Source organism: Pseudarthrobacter sp. KH_020_B, from assembly GCF_057840185.1.
In genome coordinates, this window is record NZ_CM174506.1 from 3,083,364 (window position 1) to 3,109,482 (window position 26,119).

27 protein-coding genes, 1 other RNA gene, 2 pseudogenes and 1 riboswitch are annotated in these 26,119 nt (G+C 64.0%); of the genes and pseudogenes, 13 read left to right on the forward strand and 17 right to left on the reverse strand.

Annotated features, from left to right (window positions below; translation table 11 throughout):
* Window positions 1–2: 2 nt before the first annotated feature.
* The 10 genes from aroA to AC3IT0_RS14265 all read left to right on the forward strand — a co-directional run bounded on the left by aroA (window position 3) and on the right by AC3IT0_RS14265 (window position 8,217).
* A complete protein-coding gene (aroA, locus tag AC3IT0_RS14220; RefSeq protein WP_489320399.1) occupies window positions 3–1,403 on the forward strand; it encodes a 3-phosphoshikimate 1-carboxyvinyltransferase in 1,401 nt (466 codons plus the stop codon).
* On the forward strand, window positions 1,387–2,502 hold the full coding sequence (gene rsgA, locus AC3IT0_RS14225) for a ribosome small subunit-dependent GTPase A (RefSeq protein ID WP_489320400.1): 1,116 nt from the start codon (window positions 1,387–1,389) through the stop codon (window positions 2,500–2,502). The genes aroA and rsgA overlap by 17 nt, the downstream gene beginning before the upstream one ends.
* A 54-nt stretch (window positions 2,503–2,556) precedes the next feature.
* On the forward strand, window positions 2,557–3,369 hold the full coding sequence (gene hisN / locus AC3IT0_RS14230) for a histidinol-phosphatase (protein WP_489320401.1): 813 nt from the start codon (window positions 2,557–2,559) through the stop codon (window positions 3,367–3,369).
* 158 nt (window positions 3,370–3,527) lie between these two features.
* Window positions 3,528–3,641: riboswitch (SAM riboswitch) on the forward strand.
* 35 nt (window positions 3,642–3,676) lie between these two features.
* The gene (locus tag AC3IT0_RS14235) at window positions 3,677–5,116 is read left to right on the forward strand and encodes an aminotransferase class V-fold PLP-dependent enzyme (protein WP_489320402.1); all 1,440 of its coding nucleotides are present in this window, start codon (window positions 3,677–3,679) and stop codon (window positions 5,114–5,116) included.
* Between the two features lie 135 nt (window positions 5,117–5,251).
* Window positions 5,252–6,010 carry a class I SAM-dependent methyltransferase gene (locus tag AC3IT0_RS14240; RefSeq protein WP_489320403.1) on the forward strand — a complete coding sequence of 253 codons (759 nt, stop codon included), beginning with the start codon at window positions 5,252–5,254 and terminating at the stop codon, window positions 6,008–6,010.
* Window positions 6,011–6,041: 31 nt separating this feature from the next.
* Complete coding sequence (locus AC3IT0_RS14245; protein WP_489320404.1) at window positions 6,042–6,755, forward strand: metal-dependent transcriptional regulator; 714 nt, start codon at window positions 6,042–6,044, stop codon at window positions 6,753–6,755.
* Entirely contained in the window at window positions 6,756–7,190 is a 435-nt protein-coding gene (locus AC3IT0_RS14250; protein ID WP_489320405.1) for a fluoride efflux transporter FluC, read from the forward strand.
* Window positions 7,190–7,585 carry a fluoride efflux transporter FluC gene (locus AC3IT0_RS14255; protein ID WP_489323803.1) on the forward strand — a complete coding sequence of 132 codons (396 nt, stop codon included), beginning with the start codon at window positions 7,190–7,192 and terminating at the stop codon, window positions 7,583–7,585. Before AC3IT0_RS14250 ends, AC3IT0_RS14255 begins: the two co-directional genes overlap by 1 nt.
* A gap of 43 nt (window positions 7,586–7,628) precedes the next feature.
* The gene (locus AC3IT0_RS14260) at window positions 7,629–7,997 is read left to right on the forward strand and encodes a hypothetical protein (RefSeq protein ID WP_056343264.1); all 369 of its coding nucleotides are present in this window, start codon (window positions 7,629–7,631) and stop codon (window positions 7,995–7,997) included.
* Between the two features lie 82 nt (window positions 7,998–8,079).
* A complete protein-coding gene (locus AC3IT0_RS14265) occupies window positions 8,080–8,217 on the forward strand; it encodes a hypothetical protein (protein WP_185260969.1) in 138 nt (45 codons plus the stop codon).
* Window positions 8,218–8,221: 4 nt separating this feature from the next.
* Here AC3IT0_RS14265 and AC3IT0_RS14270 read toward each other — a convergent pair whose 3' ends face one another.
* The 15 genes from AC3IT0_RS14270 to galE all read right to left on the reverse strand — a co-directional run bounded on the left by AC3IT0_RS14270 (window position 8,222) and on the right by galE (window position 20,834).
* Window positions 8,222–9,202, reverse strand: a complete 981-nt coding sequence (locus AC3IT0_RS14270; RefSeq protein ID WP_489320406.1) for a S1C family serine protease — start codon at window positions 9,200–9,202, stop codon at window positions 8,222–8,224.
* A 199-nt stretch (window positions 9,203–9,401) separates the two neighbouring features.
* Window positions 9,402–9,770, reverse strand: a transfer-messenger RNA (tmRNA) gene (gene ssrA / locus AC3IT0_RS14275).
* 87 nt (window positions 9,771–9,857) lie between these two features.
* The gene (smpB, locus tag AC3IT0_RS14280; RefSeq protein ID WP_426990276.1) at window positions 9,858–10,328 is read right to left on the reverse strand and encodes an SsrA-binding protein SmpB; all 471 of its coding nucleotides are present in this window, start codon (window positions 10,326–10,328) and stop codon (window positions 9,858–9,860) included.
* A gap of 86 nt (window positions 10,329–10,414) precedes the next feature.
* Window positions 10,415–11,821, reverse strand: a complete 1,407-nt coding sequence (locus AC3IT0_RS14285) for a M23 family metallopeptidase (protein ID WP_489320407.1) — start codon at window positions 11,819–11,821, stop codon at window positions 10,415–10,417.
* Window positions 11,822–11,848: 27 nt separating this feature from the next.
* Window positions 11,849–12,763 (reverse strand): permease-like cell division protein FtsX, encoded by a 915-nt coding sequence (ftsX, locus tag AC3IT0_RS14290; RefSeq protein ID WP_489320408.1) that lies wholly within the window; start codon window positions 12,761–12,763, stop codon window positions 11,849–11,851.
* The gene (gene ftsE, locus AC3IT0_RS14295) at window positions 12,760–13,554 is read right to left on the reverse strand and encodes a cell division ATP-binding protein FtsE (RefSeq protein ID WP_489320409.1); all 795 of its coding nucleotides are present in this window, start codon (window positions 13,552–13,554) and stop codon (window positions 12,760–12,762) included. Before ftsE ends, ftsX begins: the two co-directional genes overlap by 4 nt.
* A 175-nt stretch (window positions 13,555–13,729) precedes the next feature.
* The gene (gene prfB, locus AC3IT0_RS14300; RefSeq protein WP_489320410.1) at window positions 13,730–14,848 is read right to left on the reverse strand and encodes a peptide chain release factor 2; all 1,119 of its coding nucleotides are present in this window, start codon (window positions 14,846–14,848) and stop codon (window positions 13,730–13,732) included.
* A 63-nt stretch (window positions 14,849–14,911) separates the two neighbouring features.
* Window positions 14,912–15,325, reverse strand: a complete 414-nt coding sequence (locus AC3IT0_RS14305) for a pilus assembly protein TadG-related protein (RefSeq protein WP_489323804.1) — start codon at window positions 15,323–15,325, stop codon at window positions 14,912–14,914.
* Window positions 15,326–15,366: 41 nt separating this feature from the next.
* Entirely contained in the window at window positions 15,367–15,870 is a 504-nt protein-coding gene (locus AC3IT0_RS14310) for a hypothetical protein (RefSeq protein WP_489320411.1), read from the reverse strand.
* Window positions 15,851–16,183 (reverse strand): TadE family protein, encoded by a 333-nt coding sequence (locus AC3IT0_RS14315; protein ID WP_489323805.1) that lies wholly within the window; start codon window positions 16,181–16,183, stop codon window positions 15,851–15,853. The genes AC3IT0_RS14310 and AC3IT0_RS14315 overlap by 20 nt, the downstream gene beginning before the upstream one ends.
* Before the next feature lie 114 nt (window positions 16,184–16,297).
* Window positions 16,298–16,564, reverse strand: coding sequence for a hypothetical protein (locus AC3IT0_RS14320; protein ID WP_489320412.1), 267 nt, complete (start codon window positions 16,562–16,564; stop codon window positions 16,298–16,300).
* Between the two features lie 82 nt (window positions 16,565–16,646).
* Window positions 16,647–17,588 (reverse strand): type II secretion system F family protein, encoded by a 942-nt coding sequence (locus tag AC3IT0_RS14325; protein ID WP_489320413.1) that lies wholly within the window; start codon window positions 17,586–17,588, stop codon window positions 16,647–16,649.
* Window positions 17,585–18,439 (reverse strand): type II secretion system F family protein, encoded by an 855-nt coding sequence (locus AC3IT0_RS14330; RefSeq protein ID WP_489320414.1) that lies wholly within the window; start codon window positions 18,437–18,439, stop codon window positions 17,585–17,587. The genes AC3IT0_RS14325 and AC3IT0_RS14330 overlap by 4 nt, the downstream gene beginning before the upstream one ends.
* On the reverse strand, window positions 18,439–19,662 hold the full coding sequence (locus AC3IT0_RS14335) for a TadA family conjugal transfer-associated ATPase (protein WP_489320415.1): 1,224 nt from the start codon (window positions 19,660–19,662) through the stop codon (window positions 18,439–18,441). The genes AC3IT0_RS14330 and AC3IT0_RS14335 overlap by 1 nt, the downstream gene beginning before the upstream one ends.
* A gap of 152 nt (window positions 19,663–19,814) precedes the next feature.
* Entirely contained in the window at window positions 19,815–20,834 is a 1,020-nt protein-coding gene (gene galE / locus AC3IT0_RS14340; RefSeq protein WP_489320416.1) for a UDP-glucose 4-epimerase GalE, read from the reverse strand.
* A 662-nt stretch (window positions 20,835–21,496) separates the two neighbouring features.
* Here galE and AC3IT0_RS14345 point away from each other — a divergent pair.
* Complete coding sequence (locus AC3IT0_RS14345; RefSeq protein WP_489320417.1) at window positions 21,497–23,812, forward strand: GH25 family lysozyme; 2,316 nt, start codon at window positions 21,497–21,499, stop codon at window positions 23,810–23,812.
* Window positions 23,813–24,089: 277 nt separating this feature from the next.
* On the opposite strand, the pseudogene AC3IT0_RS14350 reads toward AC3IT0_RS14345, so the two are convergent.
* Window positions 24,090–24,203: pseudogene (locus AC3IT0_RS14350) on the reverse strand (IS630 family transposase); the annotation flags it as partial.
* A gap of 37 nt (window positions 24,204–24,240) precedes the next feature.
* On the opposite strand from AC3IT0_RS14350, the pseudogene AC3IT0_RS14355 reads away from it, so the two are divergent.
* Window positions 24,241–25,186, forward strand: a pseudogene (locus AC3IT0_RS14355) (IS1595 family transposase).
* 21 nt (window positions 25,187–25,207) lie between these two features.
* The gene (locus AC3IT0_RS14360) at window positions 25,208–25,666 is read left to right on the forward strand and encodes a hypothetical protein (RefSeq protein WP_489320418.1); all 459 of its coding nucleotides are present in this window, start codon (window positions 25,208–25,210) and stop codon (window positions 25,664–25,666) included.
* An 89-nt stretch (window positions 25,667–25,755) separates the two neighbouring features.
* Here AC3IT0_RS14360 and AC3IT0_RS14365 read toward each other — a convergent pair whose 3' ends face one another.
* On the reverse strand, window positions 25,756–26,103 hold the full coding sequence (locus AC3IT0_RS14365) for a DUF2304 domain-containing protein (protein WP_489320419.1): 348 nt from the start codon (window positions 26,101–26,103) through the stop codon (window positions 25,756–25,758).
* Window positions 26,104–26,119 lie beyond the last annotated feature (16 nt).

Genomic DNA, 26,119 nt, shown 5'->3' on the forward strand with positions numbered 1-26,119 from the left:
GGATGACCGGTTCCACCCCGCCCGCAGCCACCGACCCACCCAACTCCACGGACGCTGTTCCGCACTGGCCGGCCCCCTTTGCTAGCCGGCCCATCAACGCCACAGTCACGGTGCCTGGCTCAAAGTCCCTCACCAACAGGTTCCTGGTCCTGGCCGCACTGGCTGACGGGCCGTCACGCCTCCGTGCACCCCTGCACTCCCGGGACTCTTCCTTGATGATCGAGGCCCTCCGCCAGCTGGGAGCCACCATCACGGAGGTGCCCGGCGACGGCGCGTTCGGGCCGGACCTTGAGGTCACGCCCCTGAGCCAGGAGGCGCCGTCGTCACGGACGCAGATTGATTGCGGCCTCGCCGGAACAGTGATGCGTTTTGTTCCGCCGCTTGCGGCGCTGCGCAACGGTGTCAGTGTTTTCGACGGCGACCCGCACGCCCGGAAACGCCCCATGGGCACCATCATCGAGGCGCTGAAGGCTCTCGGCGTGGCACTGACCGCGGACGACGGCGGGACCCCCTCGTCGCTGCCGTTCACCGTTGAAGGTACCGGGGAAGTCCGGGGCGGCCACCTGGTTATCGACGCCAGTGCGTCGTCACAGTTCGTCTCGGCCCTCCTGCTGGTCGGCGCCAGGTTTACCGACGGACTCCACCTGGAGCACGTGGGCAAGCCCGTGCCGAGCCTGGACCACATCAACATGACCGTTGCCGTGCTCCGCGGCGTCGGTGTATCAGTGGACGATTCCCTGCCGAATCACTGGGTGGTGGCACCGGGCCCCATCCGCGCTTTTGATCAGCGCATAGAGCAGGACCTCTCCAACGCCGGGCCTTTCCTGGCCGCGGCGCTGGCCTCGGGCGGCACTGTCCGGATTCCGGACTGGCCCACTGGCACCACGCAGGTGGGAGACCTTTGGCGCAGCATCCTGGCGGACATGGGCGCGGACGTCAGCCTGGCTAAGGGCGTCCTGACCGTCACCGGCGGCCCCGAAATCAAGGGCGCGGATTTTGACGAAACCAGCGAACTGGCCCCCACTGTGGCGGCCCTTTGTGCCCTTGCCAGCGGACCTTCACGGCTGACCGGCATCGCGCACCTGCGCGGCCATGAGACTGACCGGCTGGCCGCGCTGGTCACCGAAATCAACCGGCTCGGCGGCGACGCGGAGGAAACCAGCGACGGCCTGGTGATCCGGCCGGCGAAGCTGCACGCCGGCGTCGTGTACAGCTACGCCGACCACCGGATGGCCACCGCCGGCGCCATCCTCGGCCTCGCGGTTCCGGGTATCGAGGTCCAGGACATCGCCACCACGGCCAAGACCATGCCGGAATTCCCGCAGATGTGGGCCAACATGCTCGCCCAGGGCGCGGCTGCAGACGACGCCACGGAAGGTCCCACTGGTGGCACGCAGCACTGATTCCTGGGACGAGTCCGATGTCCGGATCCGGCCCAGCAAAAAGGGCTCCCGGCCGCGCACGAAGGACCGCCCCAGCCACGACGACGCCGTCACGGGCCGCATCATCACCGTTGACCGCGGCCGGTACACCGCCGTCGTCGGCGAAGACTCCGGCGACGAGCGGATCATCATCGCGGCCAGGGCCCGCGAACTCCGCCGCTCCCCCGTGGTGGCCGGCGACTTCGTCTCCCTCGTTGGAGATGTCTCCGGAGAGCCCGACACCCTGGCCCGCCTGGTCCGGATCCAGGACCGCCGGACCCTGCTGCGCCGCAGCGCCGACGACACTGATCCGATCGAGCGTGCGGTGGTGGCCAACGCCGATCAGCTGGTGGTGGTGGTGGCCGCCGCAAACCCTGAGCCGCGCACCGGCTTCATCGACCGTGCCTTGGTGGCCGCCTACGACGCCGGCATCGAGCCGCTGCTGCTTGTCACCAAGGCCGATGTCAAGGATCCCGCGGAACTGTTGTCCAACTACGAGCACCTCGACTTCCCGGTGATCATCAGCCGCACCTCGGACTCAGAGGCCTCCGGTATCGATGCCCGCTCCGACGACGGCCTCTCGGCCCGCCTGGACAGTGACGCAGTTTCGCAGCTCCGCGCCTACCTCGAGGGCAAAGTCTCGGTGATGCTGGGGCATTCCGGCGTGGGCAAGTCCACCATGGTCAATGCGCTCACCGGGGCCGAACGGGCCACCGGTGGCGTGAACGCGGTGACCGGCCGCGGCCGCCACACGTCGTCGTCGGCCCTTGCCCTGAAGCTGACCGGAGCCCCCGCCGGAAGCTGGATCATCGACACCCCTGGCATCCGCTCGTTCGGCCTGGCCCATGTGGACCCGGACCGGATCCTGCGATCCTTCCCGGACCTGGAGCCGGGCACGGATGCCTGCGAGCGTGGCTGCAAGCACAACACCGCGGCCGTCAACTGCGGAGTGGACGCCTGGGTGACTTCTGGTCAAGCGGGCCCCACCGGCCCGGCCCGGCTCGCGTCGCTGCGGCGGCTGCTGGGCTCTGATCCCCGCTTGGTTGGCCAGGAAACCAAGGAACTGGGCAGCATAGGCTAGCGGCGGAACGCCGACGTCCCCAACCCCGCCGCCCCGAGGCGGTAGTTTGGAACCATGATCCAACCCGCTTCGAGCTACAACGATGACCTGCGCCTCGCCCATGTGCTGGCCGATTCCGTGGACGACCAGACCATGAGCCGCTTCAAGGCCCTGGACCTCCACATCGAGACCAAGCCGGACCTGACGCCGGTCACGGACGCGGACAAGGCCGCGGAGGAAGCCATCCGCGGCCAGCTCTCCCGCTCACGTCCCCGCGACGCCGTGCTGGGTGAGGAATTCGGCAGCTCCGGCCACGGTTCCCGCCGCTGGATCATTGATCCCATCGACGGCACCAAAAACTTTGTCCGCGGCGTCCCGGTCTGGGCCACCCTGATCGCCCTCGTGGACGAAGGCGAACCCGTGGTGGGAGTGGTCAGCGCGCCCGCACTGGGCAAACGCTGGTGGGCCGCCAAAGGTTCCGGCGCGTACATGGGCAAGTCCCTCGCCGCCGCAACACGGCTCCGCGTCTCGGACGTCTCCAAACTTTCGGATGCCTCCCTGTCCTATTCCAGCCTGGGCGGCTGGAAGGAACGCGGCAACCTGGATGAGTTCCTGGGCCTGACCGAGGACGTGTGGCGCACGCGCGCCTACGGTGACTTCTGGTCCTACTGCATGGTGGCCGAAGGCTCCGTGGACATCGCCTGCGAGCCCGAACTGAACCTCTACGACATGGCTGCCCTGGTGCCCATCGTGGTGGAAGCCGGCGGCCGCTTCACATCTTTGGAGGGGCAGGACGGGCCGTTCGGCGGCAACGCCCTGGCCACAAACTCCATCCTGCACTCAGAGGTGCTCAAGCGGCTGAACCCGGACCTGGACGATCTCCTCTAGGCACTTTTTGCGAATTATCGACGGCGGACGCCTCCTCAAAGGGGGCGTCCGCCGTCGTATCTTCGACAAATACGCCGTTCCTCAAACGCGCGTAACAAAGTCCTTAACATTGGGCCGGGCTTCTTTTCTGCAGGGCCAGATGTTCTACGCTCTTAACAGGTCACGAGTGCCAGCGCTAAACCCCGGTTTGCTGGCCGGCAACCCTCCATTCGCGGTGGGGTGCCCCGGGTGACGACCAGGCCGGTCCGGAATGGACGCGGCAAGCGCGGATTCCCCGTACCGGGAGTCCTTTTAGAGTGAGGTCTCCGTGACAACTGCCACCGTCTCCCCCGCCAGCGTTTCTCCCAACAACGACGCCCCCGCCAACGCCGCTGCGCTGTTCAACGATGCCGCCGCCATCGCCGGGCGCCCCCTTTCCGCCGTCACCGGCGCGGAAATCCAGGCCCCGCTGATCCAGGGCGGCCATGTCCGGTACGCAAACCTGGACTATGGCGCTTCCGCCCCCGCCCTCTCCGTGGTGTCCGCCTACCTCAACGAGATCCTGCCGTTCTACGCCAGCGTCCACCGCGGCGCCGGCTACGCGTCGCAGATCAGCACCTCGGTGTACGAGAACGCCCGGAACGTCGTCCGCGACTTTGTGGGCGGGCGCCCGGACGACTCCGTCATCTTCACCCGGAACACCACCGATTCGCTGAACCTGCTGGCGGGTTGCCTGCCGGCCACGGACGGGCGCCCGAATGGCGATGTCCTGTACCTGGACATCGAGCACCACGCCAACCTCCTGCCGTGGCAGGGCGTCCCGCACCGCAGCGTCGTCGCCGCGGACACCATCGCGGGGACCATCGAGGTCCTCCGCGCCGAACTTGAGCAGGGCAACGTCAGCCTCCTCGCAGTCACAGGAGCCTCCAACGTCACCGGCGAAATCCTCCCGGTCAAGGCCCTGGCCGGACTGGCCCATGAGTACGGCGCGCGGATCGTGGTGGACGCCGCGCAGCTCGCGCCGCACCGGCGCATCAATATCAGCACCGACGACGTCGACTACCTCGCCTTCTCCGGCCACAAGCTCTACGCGCCGTTCGGCTCCGGGGTCCTGGTGGGCCGCACAGACTGGCTCGACGCCGGCACGCCGCACCTGGCCGGCGGCGGCGCCGTCCGCGAGGCAAGGCTCGACGGCGTCAGCTGGGCCACCGGTCCGGCCCGGCACGAGGGCGGCTCCCCCAACGTCCTGGGCGCGGCCACCCTGGCGCGCGCCACCCAGGTGATCGCGTCCCTGGACCAGGACCGCTGGCACGCCCACGAAGCGGCCATCAGGGCATTCCTGGTGGACGGGCTCGGGAAAATCGACGGCGTCACCGTGCACCAGATCTTCTCGGACACGGACGCTGAAACCGGCACCATCGGCGTGGTCAACTTCTCCGTGGCCGGATACGACGCCGGCCTCGTGGCCGCCTACCTATCCGCTGAGCACGGCGTTGGCCTCCGGGACGGCCGCTTCTGCGCGCACCCGCTCCTCAAGCGCCTCGGCCTTCCTTCCGGTTCGCTGCGGGCCAGTTTCGGCGTGGGTTCCCGGTTGGAGGATGTTCAGCGGCTCCTTGCTGGCCTGGAGCAACTCCGCCAGACCGGACTGGGCTGGGACTACGTGGTGGACGCGGGCCGCTGGGTTCCGGCCAACGACACGCGCACCTACCCGCACTGGGCGCCCAACACCCCGGGCACTGCCGGCGCGGCTCCGTGCCTTGACGACTGACTGACGCTTTCCTTCTCTGATTCCTGACCAGGCGGCTGCCCTGATTCCTGACCGGACCTGAAGTCTGACGAGGCGGCTGCGGCCCATGCGGTAAATTCGAAGGATACCGATGGGCACAGTTGAAGGAGGCCGCACGTGGCACGGGGTGGCCCCAGGCTTGAGCACGGACGCCGCCTGGAACTCGGACAGAGTTTCCAGGACGGCGGCGAACATTACCAGCGTGTACGCCCTGGCTACCCTGCCGAATCAGCGGACTGGCTGATCCCTGCCGGAGCCAGGGACGCGGCGGACGTGGGCGCCGGGACCGGCAAGTTCACCGCCCTGCTGCTTGAACGCGGCCTGGCGGTTTCCGCCGTGGACCCGTCGCCGGACATGCTTGAACAGCTGCGGGCCCACTACCCGGCGGTGGACGCGACACAGGGCACCGCGGAGGCGACAGGGCTGGCCGACTCCTCGTTCGACGTCGTGAGCGTTGCGCAGGCCTGGCACTGGTGCGATCCAATACCCGCGAGCACCGAACTGGCGCGGATCCTGCGGCCCGGCGGAACGCTGGGGCTGATCTGGAACCAGCTGGACACGTCTGTTCCGTGGGTCCACCGGCTGTCCCGAATCATGCACGCGGGCGACGTCTACAAGCCCGGGTTCCGCCCGGTGGTCGGGCCGGAGTTTGAAGGCCTCGAGAGCCATGTGACGCGGTGGGAGGACAGCCTCAGTACGGAAGACATCTTGGAACTGACAAAGTCCCGCAGCTACTACCTGCGCGCCGGCGAAGCCACCCGAAGCAAGGTCCTGGCCAACCTGGACTGGTATCTGCACGAGCACTTGGGGCACGCCGTGGAAGAGGACATCAGCCTGCCGTACCTGACGCTGACGTGGCGGGCCACGAGGGCGTGAGGGGCGCGGACCACCGGGTAGGCTTGGAGGCGTGAAGACCAGCGCGCCCTCCTCCTCGATCGAGGACTACGTCAAGGTCATCTACGGCTTCACGGAGTGGCAGGACAAACCCATTACGTCCTCGCAGCTCGCGCAACGCCTGGGGGTGGCAAACTCATCGGTCTCGGAGATGGTCCGCAAGCTCAAGGACCAGGGCCTGGTGGACCACAAGCCGTACAGCGCCATCACCCTCACGGACTCCGGGGTCCGGCTGGCGTTGTCCATGGTGCGCCGGCACCGGCTCATTGAGACCTACCTCGTGCATGAGCTCGGTTACCGCTGGGACGAAGTCCACGACGAAGCCGAACTGCTGGAGCACGCAGTGTCGGACACGTTTATTGAGCGCATGGCGGCAAAACTCGGCAACCCGCAACGTGACCCGCACGGTGACCCGATCCCCGCCGCGGACGGCACGGTGCTGCTGCCCGAGGCCCACCTGCTCGGCCAACTCGATCCCGGCCACACCGGCCGGATCACCCGCATCAGCGACGAGAACCCTGATTTGCTGCGGTATCTTTCCGCCGAGGAAATCGCTCTCGACGCCGAGGTGGAGGTTGTAGGCCGCAAACCGTTCGGCGGCGCGCTGGTGGTGCGGATCAGCAATGCCGGCCGGAAGCAGGACTTCGATCTCGCGGATGAAGTCACCGCTGCACTCTGGGTCCACAGCGACCACCCCCACGCGGGCTGCACGCTCAGCGACAGCTGAATGACGAACGCCCGCGTGCCGCACTGGCGGGCCTGGCTGGCCGTGGCGGTGGGCGGCCTGGCCGGAACGGAACTCCGGTACGGCCTGGGTCTCGCCTTTCCAGAAACCGCTGGGGCAATGCCGTGGACCACCCTGGCCATCAACGTCACCGGAAGTTTTGTGCTGGCCAGCCTAACCACAGTCTGGATGTCCCGGCCGCAGACTGCATTCTGGCTACGCGCCGGCCTCGGGCCAGGACTCCTGGGCTCATTCACCACGTTCTCTGCGGTGGTTTTCTCGATTGACCAGCTGGCCAGGGGCGGCGAACATTCCGTGTGGATTGCGTACCTGGGGCTGTCCCTGCTGCTGGGCCTGGGCGCCGCGGCCGGTGGCTGGCGGGCCGGGCGGCTGCTCGCCGACCGGCTGCAGGGTGACCGGGCGGGGACAGCGCCGTGATGGGCGCGGTCCTGGTGGGAGTGTTCGGCATGGCGGGCGCCCTGCTGCGCTTCGCCGTCGACAGCTGGTTCGCCCACCGCGAGGGGCTCCGTGCCGCCGTCGGGCCCAGTGGTACGCCGCGGCACTGGCCGTGGGCCACGCTCACTGTCAACGTGGCCGGGTGCCTGATTATGGGGCTGTCCATAGGCATCACCGGACGGCTCGGACTCGCACCCGAGTGGCAGACCGCCGTCGCCACAGGCCTGGCAGGCGGGCTCACCACGTTCAGTTCGTGGACCACCGCCACCGTGCGGCTCCTGAGCGAGTCGCGGTTCGCGGTGGCATCCCTGAACATCGGCGCCAACCTGGCCGCCGGATTTGCCGCTGCGGCTGCGGGCATCGCCCTGGCGTCGTAGGAGACTCTTTCGGGTTTGGCCCGGTCCCGTATCGTTGACTCTGATGATTAGCAGACGCGACGCGGCAATTGCCCTTGATGTACCGATGGAAATGGCCCAGCGCCATGGCATCCCAAAACGACTGACCGAGGCGGAGCTGGGCGAAATCCTCGACAACCCGCCGGCTTGGCTGATCCAGTCGCGGGCCAACCGGACCGGCAAGCGTCCTGTCTGGGTGCACCTGGAATGCGCCGTCTGCGGCTACGAGGAAGCGGCGCGGCCCAAAAAATGGTGGCCGGAATTCACGTATGTGGTGTGCGAGCACCATGCCCCGGATGAGGTGCCGCCGCTGCGGCCGGGCCTCATCAGGAGCGAGTTCGACGGCGTCGGGACCCGTTTTGTGGGAATCGCGGACGTTGCAGTTCCGGACTGAATCGGGGCATTTCATTCGGGGCTGAACAGGCGTATTTTACGAAGTGGGACGCAGCCCGTCCCCCTGTTGTAAGGAGCACGCCATGCCGGACAAGTCACCACACCAGCAGCTGCACAAGAAGCCGGTCAAAACCATCAAGGAAAAACGCGCGGAGAAGAAGGCCAAGAGCCCGATTGAAGGCCCGCAGGACCCGGTAGCGCACCTGAAGAAGCGCCGGTAGCGGTTTACCCGTTCCCGGCCATCTCTTCGGGCACTGCCACAATGTCCACTTCCTGACCGTCCCTCAGCACTCGAATAGGCAGCGGCCGGCCGATCGCATCGGCGAACAGCAGCTTCTGCAGGCTCTCGGCGTTGCTGACGGGGCGGCTTCCGGCTGTCAGGATGACGTCACCTGCCCGCAGGCCCCCACGATCTGCAGGCGAGCCAGCCAGGACCTCCACCACGCGCAGCCCGTCCCGTTGTCCCGTCCTGATCACCGCGCTGGCATTGAGCCGGAAGGGTGTGCTGACAACCCCGAGATAAGCCCGCCTGACACGGCCGTCCTTCAGCAGCGCCGAGATGATGCGCCGCGTGGTGGTGTTGATGGGCACGGCCAGGCCCAGCCCGGCGCCAGCCACTGCGGTGTTGATTCCCACGATGCGGCCGTGGGTATCGGCCAGGGCTCCGCCGGAACTGCCTGCATTGAGTGCCGCGTCGGTCTGGATGACGTCCTCGATCACGCGCCGGTTGCCGCTGGACCACACCGGAATGGCGCGGCCCAGGCCGCTGACTACACCCGCCGTGACTGATCCGGCCAGGCCCAGCGGGTTTCCCACCGCGATGACCAACTGGCCCACCCGGAGCGTCTCGGCATCGCCGAACTGCGCCGGGGCCACTTTCGGTGCCCTGCCGTGGACCACCGCGAGGTCGGACAAGGGGTCCGCCCCCACCAGTTCAAGATCGGTCCGGCTGCCGTCCGCAAAGGACGCGTGGCCTTGCTGCGTCCCGGCCACCACGTGTGAATTGGTGAGGAGGTAGCCGTCTTCCGTGAAGAGCACCGCCGAGCCGGCGCCCATACGGAAACGGCCGTTGCGTCGGTTGCCGGTCATTTCAATGGCCGCAACATGCGGGGTGACTGTCTCAGCCACGCGCATGACGGTCTCCGAATACGAGTCCAGCGGACCGTCGTCGGCCGCTGCTGAGTTGGGTTCCCGCGCCGGGTCCATGGCGCACCTCCTGGCTGGCGTTGCTGCCTCCGGCTTCCAGACCTTATGCTGCGCCGAAGCTTATTGGCGACAACCACGCGGTGGCGCCCCGTAGTCCCGGAACGGCTACGCCGTGGGTGAACAGGGCGGCAAACGCTTAAATGCCAGAAGACCCGGACGCGGGGTCCGGGTCTTCTGGCAATGTCTTGCGACATTCAAAATGTGGAGATGGGGGGAATTGAACCCCCGTCCGATGTTGTGTTAACAGGGCTTCTCCGGGCGCAGTTTGCGTCGGATTTTCTCGGCCCCAGCCCTCCTGCAAACAGGTGGCTGATCCGGGCCCAGTCATCTAAGAGTCCCGTTTGCCCCGATGACGGAGGCAAGCAGCAGTGGCTATCTAAATGACGCCAGGATCCGGGGCAATAGCAACCTCGGGCTGACGGACTGTCTTACTGCTTAGGCAGCGAGAGCGAAGTCAGTGCGGTTTGATTTGGCACTTATTGGTTTGCAGACAGCGTTTACGAGATAATTCTGCATCCTCGGCCCGCTTCACCTGTCGCGACTAACATCGTCGAAACCGATCATCCCCGTATTTTGTTATCAAACCGGCCAGGCTGTGCAGGCACAAATCCCTGCCGGACTATCTAGCATAACGCATGCCCGGCGGAAATCATTCCTACCGGCGGTTGCGTTCCCGGACCTCGCGAAGGGCTTCGCGGTTGTCCTGCTGCTCACGCAGGGTCTGGCGCTTGTCGTACTCCCGCTTACCGCGGGCGATCGCGATTTCCACCTTGGCCCGGCCATCGAGGAAGTACAGCTGCAGCGGAACCACGGTGAAGCCGGACTCCCGGATCTTCACGGAGATCTTGTTGAGCTCCTCACGGTGCAGCAACAGCTTCCGACGGCGGCGTGCGGAGTGGTTGGTCCAGCTCCCCTGGTTGTACTCCGGGATGTGGATGCCCTCCATCCACAACTCGTCGTTGTAGAACGTGCAAAAACCGTCCACCATGGACGCGTGTCCTTCGCGCAGCGACTTGACTTCGGTCCCCATCAGGGCAATGCCGGCCTCATAAGTGTCCAGCACATGGTAGTCATGCCGGGCCTTGCGGTTGGTGGCCACAACTTTACGGCCACTTTCTTTGGGCACGGTGGAACTCCTAGTTCTTGGATCCTGGCTGGCTCCGGCCGGTCCGGCGCGGATTCATACCAGTCTACGGCAGGCGCGGACCGGCGTTACAGCAGCATCATCGGGTCCACGGCAGCCCCGTTGAGCCAGGTTTCAAAGTGTGCGTGGCACCCCGTCGAGTTACCGGTGTTGCCCGAGTACGCGATGAGCTGACCGGCGGAAACCTGCTGGCCGTTCGAGACGACGACGCTGCTGTTGTGGTAGACGATGGTGGTCAGGGAGTTGCCCTGCACCACGCCGTGGGAGAGCTTCACCCGCCAGCCGCCGCCGTCGGCGGAACTCCAACCTGAGGAGAACACCTCGCCGGCTGCCGCAGCGTAGACCGGGGTGCCGCAGGCTGCGCCGAAGTCGATGCCGGTGTGGAGGTACCCGCCGGTGCCATAGAAGTCGATGCTTCCCGGCGGCGTGGCACGCCAGCCGAAGCCTGACGTGATTATCACGTCACCGGAGAAGGGGTGCCGCAGGCCAAAGGCCGACGGCGATCCCGTCACCGGAGCGTACGGCTGGACGGCCTGGCCCTGTGCACGGGCGGCGGCAGCGGCTGCCTCCGCGAGCCGGCGCTGCTCTGCTTCCCACTGCTCGCGGAGCCTCCGGTCACGTTCGGCGATTTCGTTGGCTATTGCGTTCTGGCTTGCTGCAACAGCGGCCATCTGGCTCTGGATGCCTGGTTTCGCTGCCTGGAGTTCAGCGTCAAGGCGGATGGTGTCGGCGATCAGCTGGTCAACCTGGGCCTTCTTCGCAGCCGCCTCGTCACGGGCAGCCTTCTCACGCTCCAAAGCGGCGTCTGCCTTGGCCTTAAGGTCCCTGATCTCCGCCTCAACAGCTTCAAGCCGGGCCTGCGAGTTCACATTGGTGGCGCTTTGCTGGGACAGCTTGTCCATAGCCGCGTTCTGGCTGCGCATGGCCTGGTCCGCGAGGTCCATGGTGTCGGTCAGGCTGCCGCCGTTATTTGGCCCGAAGAACAGGGTCAGGTTCGACGGGACGCCGCCGGACTTGTAAGCCTGGGTGGCGATCTGGCCGATCAGCTTCTTGGTGTCCGCGATCTTCTGCTTGTCAGCCTCAAGTTGCTGGGTAATTTTGGCTTTATTCTGCTGCGCAAGATCAACCCTCGCCGTCAGCGCTTCAACTTCCTTAACCGCACTGGCCACGCGCCCCTGTGCCTCAAGGAGTGCCTGCTGGGCGCCGGGAAGCTGGCCCTGGTAGATCACCAGGTCGCCGGCGGCCTTCGCGATGCGCGAGTCCACGAATTCAAGCGACTGCTGGACCCGGGCGGCCTCAGCCTCAAGGGCTGCCTTCTTGTCGTCGAGCTCATCGGCGTGCGCCATGGGGGCTGACGCACCCATGCTGGCGGCGAGGAGCAGTGCCAGGACGCCGCTGATCAGGCCGGCGCGGCGGCCTAGAGGTCGTCGGCGTTCGGCCCGGCGCCGGGGCGCAGTTCGGTGCAATTCGTTCATCAGGATTCCTTGTTCGGTTTGCACAGCCTAGACCTTCAAATATCTGCGTAAGGTCAAGAGAGACGAAATTCCTGCCAAGGATCCGCCAAGGATCAGCAAGGCAGGCGCAAGAATAAGCGTCTGCCCCGGCGAGATAAACGCCGTGTCCGGATACTGCTTGGAGAGGAATTCGCCCAGGAAGAAGTGCGACACTGCCCACAGCGTGCCCGAGGCCAGGGCGGCGCCGATCACCGCCGCGATCACGCCTTCAAGGATGAACGGCAGCTGGATGACCACCTTGGAAGCGCCCACCAGGCGCATGATCCCGGTCTCGCGGCGGCGGCTGAAGGCCGAGAGCCGGATAGTGGTGGCGATCAGGAGGATGGCGCAGACAATCATCACGCCGGCGATGCTGACGGCCACGAGCGAGGCTGCGTTCATGGCGGAGAAGAGCCGCTCCAGCAGCTGGCGCTGGTCGATGACCGTTTCGACGCCGGGCTGTGAGGAGAACGTCTCGCTGATGATCTGGTATTTTTCCGGATCCTTCATGTTGATCCGGAAGGACGAAGGCAGCTGGTCCGGCGTGACGGAGTCGACGATCGGAGAATTGGAGAACTGGTCCTTGAAGTGCTTGTAGGCCTCTTCCTTGGACTCGAACTGGAAATCGTTGACGTACTGGACCACGGCCGGTGATTCCAGCAGGGTCAGCAGGTTGTCCTGCTGCTCCGGGGTGACCGGCCCTGTGGCGCAACCGGCCGCCGTCGAACCGTCACTGCAGAGGAAGATGGCAACCTGGACTTTGTCGTACCAGTAGCCCTTCATCTGGTTGATCTGGAGCTGCAGCATGCCTGCGGCACCCACGAATGTCAGTGAGACAAAGGTGACCAGGATGACCGAGACCACCATGGAGACGTTGCGGCGCAGTCCGCTGCCGATTTCACCGAGGACAAAGGCGAGCCTCATCGCTGTTCCTCCCCTGCGCCGGGATTGCGCTCCCCGGATGCTTGCGGCACGGTTTCGTCCCGGCCGCTGGCGTCCTTGAGCCGGCGGGACTGGCCCACCACGGGGATCATCGAGGTATACAACGCCTTGGCCTCGTCGCGGATCACGATGCCGTTCTTAAGCTCCACCACACGCTTGCGCATCTCGTTGACGATGTCGTCGTCGTGCGTGGCCATGACCACGGTGGTGCCGTTCTGGTTGATCTTGTCCAGCACGCCCATGATGCCCATGGAGGTGGTGGGGTCCAGGTTGCCGGTGGGTTCGTCGGCGAGGAGGATGCCGGGGCGGTTGACTACCGCGCGGGCAATGGCCACACGCTGCTGCTCGCCGCCGGAAAGCTCATGGGGAAGGCGGTTCTCCTTGCCTTCCAGGCCCACGGTCTTGAGGACTTCAGGAACGGTGTCGCGGATGACGCTGCGGCTCTTCCCGATGACCTGCATCGCGAACGCAACGTTGGCGAACACGCTCTTCTGCGGAAGGAGCCGGAAGTCCTGGAAGACCACACCGATGCCGCGGCGGAGCCTGGGCACGCGCCAGCTGGAGATCTTGGCGACGTTCTGCCCGGCCACGTACACCGCGCCTGAGGAGGCCCGGTCTTCCTTCAGCACCAGCCGCAGGAACGTGGACTTGCCGGAGCCGGAAGCACCGACGAGGAAGGCAAATTCACCACGGTCAATCTCAAGGCTGACATTGTCCAGCGCAGGCCGGGCCGACTGGTCGTAGACCTTGGTGACATTTTCGAATCGGATCATGGCCCTAAGTACCCTGCAGGGCACGGCTGATACAGCCCAGATCTGCAGCCGGCGCGCGGGCATTCGTTTGGGGGAAGTAGAGCCCCGGCTCCTCGACTATACGCAGCCTTTTGGCCGGATTTCGGGGGCTTCGGGGGTGTGTCGCGGGATAGGGCCTACCGGGTAGGCACAGCGGCTACGACTTCTCGGCGTTGCGGTTGTCAGTGCGCCAGCGGATCCCGGCGTCGATGAAGTCGTCAATTTCGCCGTCGAACACTGCGGACGTGTTGCCCACCTCGTGTTCGGTGCGGAGGTCCTTGACCATCTGGTAAGGGTTCAGGACGTAGGAGCGCATCTGATCTCCCCAGGACGCCTTGACATCGCCGGCGAACGCCTTCTTTTCAGCGTCTTCCTGCTCCTTCTTCAGGAGCAGCAGGCGGGACTGCAGGACGCGCATGGCTGCCGCCCGGTTCTGGAGCTGCGACTTTTCGTTCTGCATGGACACCACGGTGCCGGTAGGGATGTGGGTGAGGCGGACGGCGGAGTCCGTGGTGTTAACGGACTGCCCGCCCGGGCCTGAGGATCTGAACACGTCCACCCGGATCTCGTTGTCCGGGATGTCGATGGAGTCCGTGGATTCGATGAGCGGTATGACCTCGACGGCGGCGAAGGATGTCTGGCGGCGGCCCTGGTTGTCGAACGGGCTGATTCTTACCAGTCGGTGCGTTCCGGCTTCAACGCTCAACGTACCGAAGGCATACGGTGCTTTGACTTCAAAGGTTGCGGACTTCAGCCCCGCCTCTTCGGCGTAAGAGGTATCCATCACGGTGGTGGGGTACCCGTGGCGTTCGGCCCAGCGCAGGTACATACGCATCAGCATTTCGGCGAAGTCTGCCGCGTCAACGCCGCCCGCCCCTGCCCTGATGGAAACCACGGCTTCACGTTCGTCGTATTCCCCAGAAAGAAGGGTCACTACTTCGAGGTCTTTCAGCGATTTCCGGATCGACTCGAGTTCGGCGGCCGCTTCGCCCATGGAGTCGGCGTCGTCCTCGTCCTGGCCGAGCTCAACCAGCACTTCGAGGTCATCGATCCGCGACACCAGCCTGTTCAGCCGCTCCAGCTCGGACTGGCGGTGCGATAGGCGTGAGGTGATCTTCTGCGCCGCGGCGGGGTCATCCCACAGGTCCGGCTCGCCGGCGCGTTCGCTCAGTTCGGCGATGTCTTCCTTCAGAGCCTCAACATCACTGACTCGCTCGATGGAGGTGTAGGTGGCGCGAAGAGCGCGGATTTCTGCGGAAAAATCAATATTGGCCATGGTTGTTTAAGCCTACGCTATCCGGCCGGAGTGCCTGACTTCTCCTGACTTCTACGCATCCTGTTAGCGCGTGAGCCGGGAACGGGCCGTGGAGGCAGCTTCGATTCTGATGCCATCAGGCACCAGGAAGTTCACCATCGGCGGGTGGACAACCGCTGAGAGAACCACGACGGCGGTGGACCCGTCAGGGCTGCCGGTCGCCGCTGAAACGGCTAACCCGTCGAACCGGTCCGAGGACGGGCTCCGGGCGATGAAGTCGGCCGCGACAGTGCGGACGCGTCCAGAACCCAAGACGGCTGAGGGGCTCCCGCCCTCTCCCCCGACTTCGCCCAAGGTGTAGCTGTCGGCGGCCGCCAGCGAGGCGCCGTCGGCCAGTGACAACAGCCGCTTGTGTTCGAGATAGACGCTGGAAATGCCGATGACCACTGTGACCACCAGCGTGGCCAGCAGGACGTAGCCGATAATCATGACGATCATCTGGCCGTCCTCGTCCGGTTCCTTGGGCCTGGTTTTTGGGGTCACCGGAACCTGCCCACGAGTTGAGTGGAGGAGGCTTCAACTTCGCTGGCCTGGAGCCTGAAATCGTCGTTGAACGGCACGAAGGGCAGCGGAACTGTGAGGTTGACGGTGACGGTGACGGCCGTGCCCGCGGCGTGGCAGTCGGCAGGGTCGCAGCGGGTGGAGACACGTGCCTGCCCGGCATCGTGGCCGAAGTCCGCGAGGGCGATGAGAGCTGCCTGCTCGGCGGCGGCCTGGGCAGACCCTGCATCCGGCTGGGCCACGAACACCTTCGCAGCCTGGTCAGCGGCGCCGACCACGGCAAAGGACCCACCCTGGATCTGGCCCACGGTGATGATGAAGTAGACCAACGGGACCATCAGGAGCAGCGCGAGGAAGGTGAATTCGACCACCGCACTCCCCTCTTCCCTGCGCTCGTTGCAGAGCGCCTCGCTGAACCTGTTCTTGAGGCGGACGCTGATGTCGAGGCGGGTCCGGAAGGTGTTACGGCTGGATTGCCGCATGGCCCTTCACCTCTAAGACGTCCCGTGGGCCGATGAGCCCGATGACGGGCATGGGAGCCTTGATGGTCACTTCCAAGGTCCGCAGGCCCTGGAACGTCGCTTCGGTAGTACTGATGTCCTGTGCGAAGTCAGCGTTCAGCGTGGTTCCAATCAGCATTGCCGCTCGTTCTTCGGCATCTGACGCTCCCCGGTCCGCGAGCGTTCCATAGCGCGCCCCGGAGGCGGCAGCGTCGATCAGGGTGTTCCGGACGTGCAGAACAAGGGTCAGCTGGATGATCGCCAGGAAGAACATGGTGAGCAGGCCGCCCACCATGACGAAGTCCACCACGGCGGAGCCACGTTCATCGCGGCGACAGCCCAGCTCAGCGCCGATCCGGGACCGGCGCGGTTCCCGGCTGGACGTGCACTGGCTGGCGCCCTGCATGTCTTACTTTCCGACCTTGTCCATGGCCTGGTTGAACATCGTTTCGAGGGCCGGGCCAGCGAGGGCCAGCAACGCCGCCACCAGGACTGCGGACATCAGGGTGATCATTACCCAACCCGGCACGTCGCCACGCTCCGGGTGGTCCTGGACAGACGCGTCGGAGCCCTTCCGGGCGTAACTCCGATCCGACTTGGTACTACTCGCCCATGACCACAGGCCGGCCAGCAACGCAAGGAGCCAGACGCTGCTCGAGATTCCCATGTTTTTCATTTCGGTCCCAATCGTTGTTGAAGTGAAGCGGCGTAAGTGACGTGGTCGTTAAGGGATATGAGAGCTGTGGACATGGTCATGGCTACAGTCCGAGGCTGATGGCCGCGATGCCGGGGAACACCGCGAACACCACTGTCAGGGGGAGGACACCAAAGACCAAAGGAACCATCATGGCGATTTCTTTCTTGCCGGCCGATTCCATGAGGTCCCGTTTTGCCGTGTCCCGGACGTCCTGGGCCTGAGCCCTCAGCACATCTGCCAAGGGCGTGCCCCGCTCGACCGCGACGATGATGCCGTCAACGAACCTGACCAGCGGGCCAAGGTCTGTCCTGGCGGAGAATTCCTGCAGCGCTTCCACCAGCGGTTTCCCTGCCCTGGTCTCGGCAAGAATCTTGGAAAACTCCTTGGCGAGTTCCCCACTGGCACTGCGACAGACCCGGTCCAGTGCACCGGTGGCACTTTCACCGGCACCGACAGCCAGTGCCATCAGCTCGGCAAGGCTGGGGAATTCCGCCATCATCCGGGATTCCCGCCTAGTTATCTGTACACCCAACCAGAAGTCACGGAACAGAAACCCGCCGAGCGCGCTTCCGAGGACGGCCACAACCGCGAGGAAGGGACTGAACCGGCCGGCTACCGCGCCCAGCACCACCGCGGCCAGTGCGGCGGCGAATCCCGCGGCGGCCCAAAGGAGCTGCTCGGCCCGGAAATCTATGGGTGATTTGTTGATGCCGGCTTGGGCGAGCCTGCGGGTCAGCGCCTTTGACCCGAGGTTCAATCTCCCCAGGGCGGCGAGCCCGTCGTGAAGCAGGGGACGCACGATCCGTTCCAGCGGTCCGAATGGCGTGGCGTTCTGCCCGCTGGCCCGCAGCAACCGCGATTCAAGGTTTTGCGATTTCAGCTGCGCCTCGATGCGCTCGACGAATGTGAGCGGCCGCATAAAGGGCAAGCGGACGAAGAGCAGCCACAGGCCCGTCCCGAGGACGATGCCGCACGCAATCGCAGCCGCAGAGATCCCGTTCATCGCAGCACCCGTTCGTCCTGCGGAAGGGCGCCAATGCGGAGCATGATGGAGTAGCAGACCAGCGACACAACGAGCCCGCCGAGGAGGACGCCGGCGCCCATGGGCGTGTTGTAGGCATTCACGGCTTCAGGCCTGGCGGCCAGGAGGAGCATAACGATCCAGGGAGCGGCAACTGCGAGCCTGGCGGCGTTGACAGTCCAGGACTGCCGGGCCTCGAGCTCGCTGCGGGTCCGCGCATTTTCCCGGAGAAATTCCGCGAGCGTGCCCAACAGTTTCCCCAAGTCCGAACCTCCCACTTCACGGGTCAGTCTGAGTGCCTCGACAATCCGGTCGGCTACCGGGTCCGCCAGCCGGTCCTTGAGCTTGTTAAGGGATGCATCGAACTGCCCGCCGGCACGGTAGTCAGCTCCGAAGTCCCGGAAAACATGCCGGAGCTCCTCTGGGCCCTTCTCCCCCAGCTGGATCAGGGCCTCCGGCAGTGAGAGCCCGGCGCGGATGGCTGAGCGCAGGTGGTCCACCACGTCCGGCCAAAGCTGGCGTAGGACGGCGGTTCTCCTGTTCGCCCGCCACCGGACAATGCTGACGGGCAGCCAGGCGCCGAACAGTCCGAAGCAGACGGATATCGGCCATGACCGGCTGACCACAAAGAAGATGAGAGCCACAAATATGCCCAGTCCCAGGCATGACGCGACGAGGCCGGTTCCGGTGACTTTTTCGATTCCGGCAGAGGCCAGCAGGTCCTCGAAGCGGCTGGTCCTGGGCCGGCGCTTCTGCGCCGCCGGCTTTTCCCAGAACGACCACCAGATCAGGAAGAGCCCGGCGCCCGCAAGCACCCCTAAGAGCGGCGCCATCAGCGCGGCTCCAGCAGCGCCGCGACGTCGTACCCTGCGCGGGCAAACTTCTCCGCCGCGGGCATGGAGTTGGCCCGCGGCTGCAGCTGGCCATCCTCCATGGCGAAAACCATGGAGGACTCAATGATGCCGTTTTCCACCCGGCGGCCAAGGGAAAGGATCTCGGTTACCTGGCGGCGGCCGTTGGCGAGCCGGCTGCAGTGGACCACGAGGTCGATGCAGGACGCTACGGTGGGAACCACGAACGCAGACGAGATGTTTTCGCCAGCGAGCAACGGAAGCGTGCAGATCTTGGTGACGGCGTCGTGAGCTGAGTTTGCGTGAACCGTGCACATCCCCGGCATGCCGGAATTTAGGGCGATCAGCATGTCGAGGCTTTCCGCTTCCCGTACTTCGCCCACGACCAGTCGGTCCGGGCGCATCCGGAGGGCTTCCTTGACAAGCCTGCGCAGTGGGATCTCGCCTTCGCCTTCGAGGTTGGGCTGCCGGCACTGGAGGCCCACCACATCCCGGAGCGGGAACTGGAGCTCAAAGATTTCCTCAACCGTAATGACGCGCTCACGGCTGCCGATGCTCGCAGCCAGGCAGTTGAGCATGGTGGTCTTGCCCGCCTGAGTGGAGCCCGACACGAGAATGTTCAGTCCGCTGGATACCGCAGCGCCGAGGAACCGTGCGGACTGCGATGTCAGCGTGCCCAGTTCGACGAGGTGTTCAAGGCGGCTGGCCTTCACCACGAACTTGCGGATATTCACAGCCCAATGACGGCGGGTGACATCCGGAATGACCACGTGAAGCCTGGAACCGTCGGGGAGGGCTGCATCCACAAAGGGCGATGACATGTCCAGTCGGCGGCCGGAACTCTTGAGCATGCGTTCCACGAGATCGCGAACTTGCTGGTCAGTGAGGCTAAGGGAGGTCAGTTCCGACTCGCCGTTCCTGGCGACGTAGATTTCGTTGGGCGCGTTGATCCAGACTTCCTCGATGGTCGGATCGTCCAGCAGCGGCTGAAGGACACCGAACCCGGCCACCGCGTCAAAGACGAATCTGCGCGCGGCCTCCAGCGGACCAATCGGAGGGAGCGGCCCCATGAGGGCGCGTTCGTCGTAGTCGCTGACAGCCGCCTCAACGAGACGACGGACCTCGCCCGCCTGCCGCAACGGATCAAGACCCCGACGGCGGATCAGCTCGCGGACTTCGTCTTCAACGATTCGCACGGCGTCCATATTGTTCCCCAATACAACTGCCGCCCCCGGCGGAGGCAGTTCAACTGGGTACAGCCTAGGGAGCGTACAGCACGCCGCCAAGTCATATGGAGCGGGCTGTGGATAACAATTGGGGACGGGCCCGTCGTAGCAAGTCTCGGAGCGCGCCGGCCTCAACCGACCTGGATGTAACCCATTGGGTTTGAATTCTGCCAGCGCCAGTGGTCTTCGCACATCTGACGCAGGTCTCGGCGAGCAGCCCAGCTCAGATCGGCCAACGCCGCCGACGGATCGGCGTAGCTGACCGCCGAGTCCCCCGGGCGTCGATCTGCAAACTCATAGGGGATGGGCCGGCCGACAACGGCGCCGAAGGCCTCAATCACTTCCAAGACGGACGACCCCTTGCCGGTGCCGAGGTTCCAACGGAATACGCCCTTTTTGTTCGCCAAGTAGCCAAGTGCGGCCAGGTGGCCAGCTGCCAAGTCCATGACGTGGATGTAGTCGCGTACACCGGTACCATCGGCCGTGGGGTAGTCATTACCAAAGACCAGAACCTTTTCCCTGCGGCCCACGGCAACCTGTGCAACGAACGGCAGCAGGTTGTTGGGGATGCCACTGGGATCTTCGCCAATCAAGCCAGATTCATGCGCACCCACCGGGTTGAAGTAACGGAGCAAAGCGATACTCCAGCTCGGGTCAGCAGCTCCCAAGTCAGAAAGGATGTCTTCGATCTGTTCCTTGGTGCGGCCATAGGGGTTGGTGGCGTCCAAGGGCGCTTTTTCGATGAGCGGCACTTCTTCGGACGCGCCGTACACGGTGGCCGAGGAGCTAAACACTAACTGATGGACACCGTGGGCATCCATGCTGTGCAGCAGGTTCAGCGTTCCCACAACGTTGTTCTGGTAATACCAGAGCGGCTTCTCGACCGACTCCCCCACGGCCTTCAACCCGGCAAAGTGGATGACTGCTTCGAAGCCACCCTCGGCGAAGAGTTTGTCGACCGCCTCAGCATCAAGAAGGTCCAATTTCCTGAAGTCGACAGCCCGGCCCGTCAGATGCTCCACTCTCCGCAGTGACTCAGGGTTCGAGTTCATCAAATTGTCGAGCACCACGACGTCGTGTCCTTCTTCGAGGAGACAAAGCGTGGTGTGCGATCCAATGTAGCCGGCGCCGCCGGTGACCAATACCTTCATGCATCACAGCTTATGAGCATCCACCTACCACTACGAATATGGCGGCCCTTCACCTCAACGCGTTCGCACCGGGTATAAGCATTCACATCGGTCACACCGGAAACTCTGGTTGCAGCAGACACAGCAGTGCTAGGGTAAGCGCATTAAGTCCCGATATTCCCAGTTCAGTGTCTCCTGAACTGCAACCCCTAGTGATGCGCCGACGGCAGCGTCTCACTGTCCCCGGAGTCAAAATGAAGCGGAAGCAGTCAATCCATCACCGTCCCCTCCTGCAAATCCTGGGGACAGCAGTCTTGGCTGCTGCTCTCGTGGCGGCCCCAGGGCTGGCAGGCATCGCCGTCGCCATTGATTCAGGTCCGACTCCGACGCCTGACTCGAGTGCCACAGCTTCGCCCAGTCCGGCTCGGGAAGTGACTCCTACCGTCGCCGTTAAGATAGCACCGACCACCGCACCTCCCTCGGCGGACCCGTCCGTTGCTCCGACTACAGTGACTCCCCCTGTACCGCACACGGAATCCGACGCTGCCAAAGCCGCTATGGCTGAGGCTGTGGGCATTGGCGGTGCAGAAATGGGACAGCGGTCCGCCCGGGTGACAGCCTCGTCCCCGTCGGCAAGCCTGAAGAAACTCAGCACCGAGGCCCTGTCCGCGGAGGGAACCTGGATGCCGACATTTGGCGTCCAGGGGCTTGATGTCAGCAGCCACCAGCCCAGCGTGGACTGGCAGCAGCAGTGGAACATGGGTGCGAGGTTCGCCTACGTCAAGGCGAGTGAAGGTAATTACTACACGAGCCCCACCTACGCATCCCAGTACCAAGGCTCACGGAACGTTGGCATGATCCGAGGGGCCTACCACTTCGCCATCCCCAACTGGTCCTCCGGCGCGGATCAAGCACGCTACTTCGTTCAAAACGGTGGGGGCTGGACCGCCGATGGATACACATTGCCGCCAGTGCTGGACTTTGAGTTCAACCCCTACGAGGGCCGTACCATCAACGGCTTCTATTTCGGCAACACGTGCTATGGAATGTCGCCTGCCCAGTTGACGTCTTGGGTCCGTGACTTCGGTTATACCATGCTGTCGATGACGGGTCGCTTGCCCGCAATCTATACCAACACCTCGTGGTGGAGGCAGTGTCTTGGCGACCCTGCAGGATTTGGGGATTACCCACTGTGGGTAGCAGCCTACCCGAGTTCGCCGACCAACAATGCAGGCCCCGTACCGTCCAGCTGGAGCGACTACAGCATCTGGCAATACAGCAGCACCGGCCCGCTGGCCGGTGATTCCAATGTTTGGAATGGCGACTACATGAGCCTGAAGTTGTTCGCGTCGGGGTATGCAGTCGACATGAACGGACCAATTGGTGCCGCGTGGACTGCCAACGGACGTGGCGACGGAAAACTCGGCTATCCCACCAGCGTCGAATTCTGTGGCCTCACGGGAGGCGGCTGCTACCAGTCGTTCCAAGGCGGTGACATCCACTTCAGCCCTGCAACAGGAGCCCAGGCCACATGGGGTGGAATCCGCAGCAAATGGGGCAGCCTGGGCTATGAAAGGGGCAAACTCGGCTACCCCACCAGCGGCGAATTTTGCGGCCTCACGGGAGGCGGCTGCTACCAGTCGTTCCAAGGCGGCGACATCCACTACATCCCTTCGACAGGAGCCCAGGCCACATGGGGTGGAATCCGCAGCAAATGGGGCAGCCTGGGCTACGAAAGGGGCAAACTCGGCTACCCCACCAGCGGCGAAATCTGCGGCCTCACCGGAGGCGGCTGCTACCAGTCGTTCCAAGGCGGCGACATCCACTACACCCCTGCAACAGGAGCCCAAGCAACATGGGGAGGAATCCGCAGCAAATGGGGCAGCCTGGGCTACGAAAGGGGCAAACTCGGCTACCCCACCAGCGGCGAAATCTGCGGCCTCACCGGAGGCGGCTGCTACCAGGCATTCCAAGGTGGAGCGGTCCACTCCACCGCGGGCACTGGTGCCCGCGGTACCGTTGGGGAGATTTTTGCGACGTGGCGCACCCTCGGGTATGAAACAGGCAAACTCGGCTACCCCAGCAGCGATGAAACATGCGGCCTTACTGGCGCTGGCTGCTACCAAGCATTCCAAGGTGGAACAATCCACTACACAGCGGAAACCGGCGCCCATGCCACGATGGGCACAGTCCGGGCTGCCTGGGGCAACCTCGGCTACGAAAACGGGAAACTCGGCTACCCGACAAGCAGCGAAAAATGCGGTTTGAGCGGAGGGGGCTGCTACCAAGCGTTTCAACATGGCACTGTCCACTACATCCCCGGCAGCCGAGGATACGCAACTTGGGGAGGCATCCGCGAGGCCTGGGGCAGCCTCGGGTATGAAAACGGCAAACTCGGCTACCCAACAAGCAACGAAATTTGTGGCCTATCGAGGAGTGGTTGTTACCAAAACTTCCAGGGCGGCGATATTCACTATTCGCCAGTTGTAGGCGCTTATGCCACGGCTGCCGCAATCCGAACGACTTGGGGATCGTTGGGGTATGAAAACGGTAAACTTGGCTATCCCACCAGCAACCAAATTTGTGGCCTGAGCGCTGGGGGCTGTTATCAAGCTTTCCAGGGCGGCACCGTCCATCACATCCCCGGTAGCCCCGCGTACGCTTCGTGGGGGGAAATCCGTGCGGCTTGGGGCAATCTAGGCTACGAAAACGGCAAACTCGGCTACCCAATAAGCAACGAGATTTGTGGCCTTGTAGACGACGGATGCTATCAGGGATTCCAAGGCGGAGCCATTCACTATTCTCCCGGCATCGGCGCGTTTGCAACTTGGGGAGGCATTCGAGCAACTTGGGCAACCTTGGGGTACGAAAACGGTAGACTCGGCTACCCTACGGAAAATGCCCGGTGCAAGCTGACGGATTCCAGCTGTGAACAGAACTTTCAACACGGTTCTATAAGTCATAACGCTACGACGGGGTCTGCTATCACGTTCCGCTAGCTCCAGCCGCGACACCAAGATGGATACGAAGAGGACGGACTACTTTGCAGCAGCAGTCGCAGAGCGACGACAATGCAATTGGGGGCGTCGTTATGTTGGCTGAGGCTGCTAGTGTTCCGTGTTTATGGTTTGTTTACGTTTCATTTTGCCCAATAGATACTCCGCGGATTTTGTCCAGGTGAACGGCTTGGCGTCCTTGTTGTAGTTCTCGATGTACCGCTCCATGGTCTCTTCCAGGTCCTTCACGGAGCTGAAGGTTCCACGGGACGTAACCTTGGCGGGTGATGATCCCGAAGAAGATCTCCACCGTGTTCAGCCAGGAACAGCTGGTCGGAGTGAAGTGCATGGTCACCCGCGGGTTGGCCGCCAGCCAGTCCTTCACGTTCTGATGCTAGTGAGTATCCGCTTTACTCAGGTAAATTTGACGAATGTCGAGGCCGGACTTTCCGCGGACGATTTTGGAGTTCCAGGTACGGTTCGGAGATGAACAGGCATGTCTGGGCTACCTGTTCGAGTGCCGCTGGCCGGATGGCTTCGTGTGCCCCCGGTGCAAAGGGCGCGGTGCTTGGCCGATAGCCACGCGGAGGTTATGGGAGTGATCCGGATGCCATTACCAGGTGTCGCTGACGGCCGGCACGGTGCTGCACAAGACGCATACGGCGCTGCATCTGTGGTTCTGGGCCGCTTACGTGATGACGACCGGCACGCCGGGGATCTCTGCCGTGCAGCTGCAACGGCAACTGGGGCTGAGCCGGTATCAGACGGCCTGGATGATGCTCCACAAGCTGCGCCGTGCCATGGTCAATCCCGGGCGCGAGATGCTGACCGGCGAGGTCGAAGTCGACGAATGCGAGGTCGGCGGCCGTGAGGTCGGGCGGCGTGGGGGCAGGCAGACCGCGGCCAAGGCAAATACTCAGTCGCCGTGGAAGTGCGCGGCCAAGGCTCGGGACGGGTCCGGATGAGGGTCATCCCCGATGCCTCCGGCGAAACACTGACCGCGTTTATCACCGACAACGTGGAGCCGGGGGCCGTCGTTCACACCGACGGCTGGATGGGGTACGCCCGTTTGACCAGGAAGGGCTACATCCATCGTCGCGCTCCCAGCGGGCCGCGAAACGGACCGGAGATCCCGATCCCGTCCTGCCCCGCGTACACCGGGCGATCAGCAACTTTAAGTCCTGGCTGCGCGGAACTCACAGATCTGTGAGCAACGAACATTTGCAGGTCTACATGGATGAGTTCATCTTCCGTTATAACCGGCGCAACACGCCGATGGCGGCGTTCCAGCGGGTGCTCGGACTCGGCACGGAACAGTCTCCGACCACTGACCGCCAGATCATCGAACAGGTCACAGAATCCGAACGAACGACCTGAGCAAAGCGGATACTCACTCTGATGCTTATGGGTGCCGTAGTTGTCGCAAATAATGTGCAGGTGCACGCCGGGGTGGGCATCGGCGACCCCGGCCCAGGAAGTCAACGAACTCGATGTTGGTGTGCCACCAACACCGGCTACGCCCGCGCCACCCAGGAAGCCCACACACTGGCACGGCAGGCCCTGACGGGCAGCGGCGACATCGACCCCACCACCCCCGGCTGCCTCACGATCGCCTGGACCCACTCCCCACGGCGCGGGCCACCGCCGCAATCGGCGAGCTCTGCCAGCACCTCACCATCACCCAAACCCGCTACCCCGGCACCGGCCTCACCCTGCGCTACGAAATCAAAAACCACCCCTGACCCCACACGAAATACCTCACCGTCAGGAGCCCTGAACCCGGACGCCAGAAAGCACAACCACGTCCGCCAACTCGAAGCCCTCGGCTACACCGTCACCCTCACACCCGCAGCCTGACACCCCAGCTTCATACCGCCGCCAACCCGCCAGACCACGGCGGGCCCGTCAGTGGGAGCCCGCCGCAGTCAGGTCACCTCATTTTCGGATTAGGGTGCGGCGTCGGGCCGTGGTACCTCATCTATCGCGATGCGACGAGCCAGTTTGGTCATTGAAATCTCCATATGGCGAAAGCGCTGGTAAGTCGTAGACATGAACACCAGCACCGAAACTATTGTGCCGTAGAGCACCAGGTCAGTCCCCCGGCCCACTCCTAGGAAGTTTGCCACACTGGATAGCAAAGCGGGAAAGAATACCGAAAGAATGGCAACCGCAGCGAAAATAATCAGAAGAATTCGACGGATAGCGAGGTGACGAGCATTTGATCCACCGCGCATTAGGGCAACCGAAACTATTATTACGGCGAGGACTAGGGCGATTTGGACGACTATCAACATGTCAAGAGACCTTACT